The sequence below is a fragment of the Micromonospora sp. D75 genome (genome assembly GCF_018070405.1).
GTDB classification, from domain to species: domain Bacteria; phylum Actinomycetota; class Actinomycetes; order Mycobacteriales; family Micromonosporaceae; genus Micromonospora; species Micromonospora chalcea.
Map to the genome: position 1 here is coordinate 1 of NZ_JAGPXV010000420.1, position 5,252 is coordinate 5,252.

Annotated in this window: 4 protein-coding genes; all 4 read left to right on the top strand. The window is 70.0% G+C overall.

The features are described 5' to 3' along the window. The first annotated feature begins 261 nt into the window (after positions 1-261). On the top strand, positions 262-1,638 hold the full coding sequence (locus KBX39_RS22060) for an ABC transporter substrate-binding protein (protein ID WP_043324313.1): 1,377 nt from the start codon (positions 262-264) through the stop codon (positions 1,636-1,638). 60 nt (positions 1,639-1,698) lie between these two features. Continuing rightward, entirely contained in the window at positions 1,699-2,658 is a 960-nt protein-coding gene (locus tag KBX39_RS22065) for a carbohydrate ABC transporter permease (RefSeq protein ID WP_210872283.1), read from the top strand. Between the two features lie 3 nt (positions 2,659-2,661). Further along, complete coding sequence (locus KBX39_RS22070) at positions 2,662-3,549, top strand: carbohydrate ABC transporter permease (RefSeq protein ID WP_210872286.1); 888 nt, start codon at positions 2,662-2,664, stop codon at positions 3,547-3,549. An 84-nt stretch (positions 3,550-3,633) separates the two neighbouring features. Then, positions 3,634-5,252: glycoside hydrolase family 13 protein (locus KBX39_RS22075; RefSeq protein ID WP_210872288.1), on the top strand; the 1,619-nt coding region annotated here is incomplete at its 3' end.

Genomic DNA, 5,252 nt, shown 5'->3' on the forward strand with positions numbered 1-5,252 from the left:
AGGCGCCACAACTCCAAGATCGACGACACGGCCGACTGGAGCCGCGTCCTTCCGAGGCCAAGTCGAATTCTTGCGTTTGTCAGTCGGCATCTTGCTGGGTTCGGTTCGCGTCGCTACAGTGACTCCACTCACACCTGACCCGGGGCGCGGTTTCCGGAGGCAGGGCGCGTGCCGGCTGCCGTTCCACCACCAGAGGCAGCCGCGCGGTCACCGCACATCAGTGAAGGCCATGGATACACCCGTTCCCGAAGGGATGGACAGATGTCCGTACCGCAGTATCGGAAGGTCGCGGCGCTCGCGCTCGCGACCGGCCTCGGGCTCAGCCTTGCGGCGTGCTCCACCAAGAGCGACGACAGCGGCGACGCCGGCGGCAAGGTCACCATCACCGTCGACTGCCAGCCGGTCGGCGCGCAGAAGGAGCTGCTGAAGAACTGGAACGACGACGTCGCCGAGTTCCAGCGGCAGAACCCGGACATCGTCGTGAAGAGCGTGAGCGTCGGCGAGCAGTGCAACAACCCGCCGGACTTCACCGCCCGCCTGGCCGGCGGCACCGTCACCGACGTGTTCTACGGCTACATGACCGACCTTCAGCAGGTGCTGGACTCCGGCCAGGCGATGGACATCGGCCAGTACGCCACGAAGGACACCATCCCCACCTGGGACAGCGTCGACCCGGCGCTCAAGGAGGTCTTCACCGACGGCGGCAAGCTCTACGCCGTACCGGTGAAGAACTACTCGATGGGCCTGATCTACAACAAGGCGCTGTTCCAGCGGGCCGGGCTCGACGTGAACAACCCGCCGAAGACCTGGCCGGAGGTGCGGGCCGCGGCCAAGAAGATCTCCGCGCTCGGCGACGGCATCGCCGGGTACGCCGAGTACAGCGCGGGCAACACCGGCGGCTGGCACTTCACGTCGCTGCTCTACTCGCAGGGCGGGCAGGTGCTCAGCGCCGACGGCAAGAAGGCCGACTTCAACAACGCGATGGGCAAGCAGGTCCTGCAGAACCTCAAGGACATGCGCTACGGCGACAACAGCATGGGTGCCCGGCAGCTGCTCCAGTGGGGTGACCTGCTCACCAACGCCGGCGCCGGCAAGGTCGGCATGTTCATCGGCGCGCCGGACGCGACCCAGGCGATCGTCAGCCAGTTCCAGGGCAAGTACCAGGACTGGGCGATGGGCCCGCTGCCCGGCCAGGACGGCCCGGCCAAGGCCACGCTGGGCGGCGGCGAGGGCTACTTCTTCAAGAAGGGCCTGAGCCCCGAGCAGGTCAAGGCCGGCCTGAAGTGGCTCGCCTACCAGAAGCTCACCCCGGGTAAGGGCCAGTTCGACTACGTGCGCGCCAAGCCGCAGAACTACCCGGTCGGCCTGCCCCAGCCGCTGCTGTTCACGAACGGCAGCGACGCGCAGAAGCAGGAACTGGAGCTGCGCAAGGCGAACGCGAACGTGGACACCACGAACTTCGCGGTCTTCGAGGCCAACCCGGTGCCGATCAAGGGTGAGCCGCGCAACGCGCAGGCGATCTACGCGGTGCTCGACGCGGCGATGTCCGGTGTGCTGACCAACCCGAACGCGAACATCGACGCGCTGCTCAAGACCGCCGAGGACAAGGTCAACCAGCTGCTGGCCGCCGACAGCTGACCCGACCGGAGGTGGGGCCGGCGCACCGGCCCCACCTCCCCGAGCACCGCAGGAGTCGCCTTGGCGCTCACCACCGCCCCCGGTGCCACCCGCCGTCCCGGTCCTGTCGCGCCGACGCCGTCGCGTACCGCCGGACGCCGCGCCGGTCTCGGCCGCAAGGTCCGGGACAACCTCACCGGGCACACGTTCCTCATCGGCGCTGTCGTCTGCTTCGCCGTCTTCTCCTGGTACCCGATGGTCCGCGGCGTCGTGATGAGCTTCCAGCGCACCCGCCGCGGCGAGACCACCTGGGTCGGCTGGGACAACTACAGCCGGATCATCGCCGATCCGAGCTTCTGGACCGCCTGGAAGAACACGTTCGTCTTCACCGGTTTGGCGCTCGTCCTCGGCTACCTGGTGCCGTTCTTCGTGGCGATCCTGCTCAACGAGCTGCGCCACGCCAAGGGCTACCTGCGGGTGCTCGTCTACCTGCCGGTGATGCTGCCGCCGGCGTCCGCGCTGTTCCTGTTCAAGTTCTACGCCTACGACCCGAGCGAGGCGGGGCTGTTCAACGCGGTCCTCACCGCGCTGGGACTGCCCACGTCGGAGTGGATGCAGTCGCCCACCATGACGATGCCGGCCATGGTGATCGCGTCGACCTGGATGAACATGGGCGGCGCCGTGCTGATCTACCTGGCCGCGCTGCAGAACATCCCCGGCGAGCTGTACGAGGCCGCCGAGATCGACGGCGCCGGGGTGTGGCGGCGCATCGTGCACGTGACGGTCCCGCAGACCCGGCTGATCCTGGCGCTGCTGGCGATGCTCCAGATCGTCGCCACCATGCAGCTGTTCATCGAGCCGCTGATCCTCGCCAACGGCGCCGGTACGCAGGACTCGGCGACCTCCGTGGCGTACCTGATCTACCAGCACGGGTTCTTCCAGAACGACCTCAACGGCGCCGCCGCGCTCGGCGTGATCATGCTGGTGGTGCTGGCCGGGTTCTCCGCCGTCTACCTGCGACTGACCGCGAGACAGGACTAGGACATGGCCGCCGACAGCACCACCCGTACCCTCATCTCCCACGCCCAGCTGCGCCGCGGTCGCGGCCGCGTCCTCTACTGGGCCGTGCTCACCGTGGTCGTGGCCGGGTTCACGCTGGTGTTCCTCGGCCCGCTGTACTGGATGGTCACCGGCGCGCTGAAGTCCGGCCAGGAGATCGCCCAGACCCCGCCGACGCTGTTCCCCCGCGACCCGCAGCCGGGCAACTACGTCGACGCCTGGACCAACCTGGATCTCGCGAAACTGCTGTTCAACACGTTCTACTACGCCACCGGCGCGGTGGTGTTCCAGCTCGTGTTCGACACCGCCGCCGCGTACGCGCTGTCGAAGCTGCGTCCGGTGCTGGGCGGGCTGATCCTCGGCATGATGCTGGCGACGCTGATGATCCCGGCGATGGTGCTGATCGTCCCGCAGTACGTGACGGTGATCGACCTGCCGATCGTGCACGTCAACCTGCTCGACTCGCCGTTCGCGATCTGGCTGCCGCTGGTGGCGAACGCGTTCAACATCTTCCTGCTGAAACGGTTCTTCGACTCGATCCCGGAGGACCTGATGGCCGCCGCCGTGATGGACGGCGCCACCCCGCTGCGCACGCTCTGGTCCATCGTCCTGCCGATGTCCCGCCCGATCCTCGGCGTGGTGGCGATCTTCGCGGTGACGGCGGTCTGGAAGGACTTCCTCTGGCCGAAGCTGGTCATGCCGTCGCCGGAGACGCGGACCGTCAGCGTCGGCATCTACGCCTTCGCCGGCGGCACCCCGATGAACGTGGTCATCGCCGCGTCTGTGATCGCCGCCATTCCCACCGTCGTGCTGTTCCTGATCTTCCAGCGAAACATCATGTCCGGCCTGACCACCGGCGGCCTCAAGGGCTGACCGGGCGAACCGCGGCCCGCCGCAAGCCGGCCGCCCAGCCCGCCGCCGCAGAACCGACCCCGCAGAAAGCAGGTGCCCGTGTCCATGGCCGACAACAGCCCGTGGTGGCGCTCCGCGGTGATCTACCAGGTCTATCCGCGCAGTTTCGCCGACGGCAACGGCGACGGGATCGGCGACGTCGCCGGCATCCGGTCCCGCCTGGATCACCTCGCCGCGCTCGGCGTCGACGCCATCTGGTTCAGCCCCTGGTACCCGTCGCCGATGGCCGACGCCGGCTACGACGTGTCCGACTACCGCGACATCGACCCGGTCTTCGGCACGCTCGCCGAGGTGGAGGCGCTGATCGCCGAGGCGCACGCGCTCGGCATCCGCAGCATCGTCGACGTGGTGCCCAACCACTGCTCCGACGCGCACCAGTGGTTCCGGGCCGCGCTCGCCGGAGGGCCGGGCGCGCCCGAACGGGACCTGTTCTGGTTCCGCTCCGGCCGGGGGCCCGGCGGCGACCTGCCGCCCACCGACTGGACCGGCGAGTTCGGCGGCCCGACCTGGACCCGCACCACCGACCCGGACGGCACCCCCGGCGACTGGTACCTGCACCTGTTCGCCCCGCAGCAACCCGACTTCAACTGGGACCACCCCCGGGTCCGCGAAGAGTTCGAGGACATCCTGCGGTTCTGGTTCGAGCGGGGCGTGGACGGCATCCGCATCGACTCGGCCGGGCTGCTCGTCAAGGACGGCACGCTGCCGGAGGTCCACCCGGACCGGCCGCACCCGTTCCGCGACCAGGACGGCGTGCACGACGTGTACCGCGCCTGGCGGCGCATCGCCGACTCGTACCCGGGCGGGCGGGCGCTGGTCGGCGAGGTGTGGCTGCCCGACCGGCAGCGGTTCGCGAACTACCTGCGCCCGGACGAGCTGCACACCGCGTTCAACTTCGACTTCCTCGGCTGCGCCTGGGACGCCACCGCGCTGCGGGAGAGCATCGACGGCACGCTGGCCGCGCACGCCCCGGTCGGCGCGCCCGCCACCTGGGTGCTGTCCAACCACGACGTCACCCGGCACGTCACCCGGTACGGCCGCGCCGACACCCGGTTCAGCTTCGCCGCCAAGCGCGAGGGCATCCCCACCGACCTGGAACTGGGCACCCGCCGGGCCCGCGCCGCCGCGCTGCTGTCCCTCGCGCTGCCCGGCGCCGCCTACGTCTACCAGGGCGAGGAGCTGGGCCTCTGGGAGGTCGAGGACATCCCGTACGAGCTGCGGCAGGACCCGATGTGGGAGCGGTCCGGGCGGGTCGACCCCGGCCGCGACGGCTGCCGGGTGCCGCTGCCCTGGCAGGGCGACACCCCGCCGTTCGGGTTCAGCCCCGACGGCGCCGCAGCCGCGCCGTGGCTGCCGCAGCCGGCCGACTGGAAGGACCGCACGGTCCGCGCCCAGACCGGTGACCCGCACTCGATGCTGGAGCTGTACCGGGCCGCGCTGGCGCTGCGCCGCACCGAACCCGCGCTCGGCGACGGCACCCTGGCGTGGCTGCCCGCACCGCACGGCGTGCTCGCGTTCGCCCGCGAGCCCGGCTTCACCTGCGTGGTCAACCTCGGCGACGCCGCCGTGCCGCTGCCCGCGCACGACGAGCTGCTGCTCGCCAGCGGCCCACTCGACGACGACCGGCTGCCACCGGACACCGCGGTCTGGCTGCGTACCCGATC

Bases quoted from the DNA above. Each gene is read 5' to 3' on its own strand.
- KBX39_RS22060 (WP_043324313.1), top strand. From the start codon at position 262: ATGTCCGTACCGCAGTATCGGAAGGTCGCGGCGCTCGCGCTCGCGACC.
- KBX39_RS22070 (WP_210872286.1), top strand. From the start codon at position 2,662: ATGGCCGCCGACAGCACCACCCGTACCCTCATCTCCCACGCCCAGCTG.